At 55.2% G+C, this 1,578-nt stretch carries 1 protein-coding gene; it reads left to right on the top strand.

Annotated elements, in window-relative coordinates:
- On the top strand, positions 1-1,578 hold a 1,578-nt coding region (locus LI241_RS15435), incomplete at both ends, for a class I SAM-dependent methyltransferase (RefSeq protein ID WP_370633566.1).

Below are 1,578 nucleotides of genomic sequence, written 5' to 3'. Positions count from 1 at the left end.
ATACCGAGTTTCTTCCTATTGACCCGGACAAGGCAGATCAGGACTTGCGGGATGTGTTGGCTCATGGACTGATGGATGAAGCGGATAAAAAGCAGATTTCCGCGCTGCTGCAATCCGGCAGGAGCAACAGCGAGATCGCCTACTGGCTGAGCAGAGCCTATTCCGGTGAGATCGAGACCCTGAATCTGGAGACCGGCGATATTGCCGATTACCGTACTACGGCACAGGGCATGGAGCTGGAAGTCTTGGATGCAGAGGAAAAGCGTCTGGCTGTGCTGTATTGCCGCTGGGATGAAGTTGCGCCTTTGCTGCGCGGGATGTATGCCCGTCAGCTGGATGGCTTTAGACAGGAACAGCCCCAACCGTCTGCCGAATCCACAGCCTTTCATTCCGAGACCGTGGCCGTCTATCCGGGCGATAAGAACCATCTACCTTATGATGTGGTGGTGGAACGGCTGCATATCGAGGAGCCGGAGCCGCCAGCCCCTGTAACAGAGCCGGAGAAAACCTTTGAGGAAGTGCTGGATGAACACCCGGTTTCCATTCAGGTCAATGGCCAGTGGCAGACCTTCCCCAATGCCAAAGCTGCCGAGGAAGCCTCCTATGAGGAATACAAGGCAAACCTGCGCCGCAATGCACAAAACTTCCGTATTACCGATGAGCATTTGGGTGAAGGCGGTCCGAAAGCCAAGTTCCAGGCCAATATCAATGCCATTCGTTTGCTGAAAGAGCTGGAAGTTGCCGGACAGCAGGCAAGCCCTGAACAGCAAGAAGTCCTATCCCGCTATGTAGGCTGGGGCGGTCTCTCTGATGCGTTTGACCCGGAGAAACCGGCATGGGCTTTAGAGTATGCCCAGCTGAAAGAGCTGCTGACCCCGGAGGAATATGCCGCCGCCAGAAGCTCCACCTTAAACGCCCATTACACCAGCCCTACGGTCATTCAGGCCACCTATGAAGCGGTGGGCCGTATGGGGTTTGAGACTGGAAATATTCTGGAGCCGTCTATGGGTGTGGGCAATTTCTTCGGTATGCTGCCGGAGGAAATGCGAAACAGCCGTCTGTACGGTGTGGAGCTGGACCCTGTTTCCGGGCGCATCGCAAAGCAGCTCTATCCCAAGGCGGACATCACAGTAGGCGGCTTTGAGACCACCGACAGGCGTGACTTCTTTGACCTTGCTATCGGCAATGTACCTTTTGGTCAGTATCAGGTCAACGACAAAGCCTACAACAAGCTGAACTTTAGTATTCACAACTACTTTTTCGCCAAAGCACTGGATCAGGTGCGTCCCGGCGGTGTGGTAGCTTTTGTGACCTCCCGCTATACCATGGACGCCAAGGATTCCACCGTGCGCCGCTATCTTGCCCAGCGTGCCGAGCTGCTGGGAGCGATCCGTTTGCCTAATGACGCGTTCAAAAAGAATGCCAGTGCCGAGGTGGTATCGGACATCATCTTTCTCCAAAAACGGGACCGCCCGCTGGACATCGTGCCGGAATGGACTCAGACAGGACAGACGGAGGACGGATTTGCCATCAACCGGTATTTTATCGACCACCCGGAAATGGTGCTGGGCAGACAGG

The organism is Longicatena sp. 210702-DFI.1.196 (assembly GCF_020563125.1).
Lineage (GTDB): Bacteria > Bacillota_I > Bacilli_A > Erysipelotrichales > Erysipelotrichaceae > Longicatena > Longicatena caecimuris.
The sequence above is the reverse complement of the archived record's forward strand: the minus strand, read 5'-3'. Positions and strand labels throughout refer to the sequence as shown.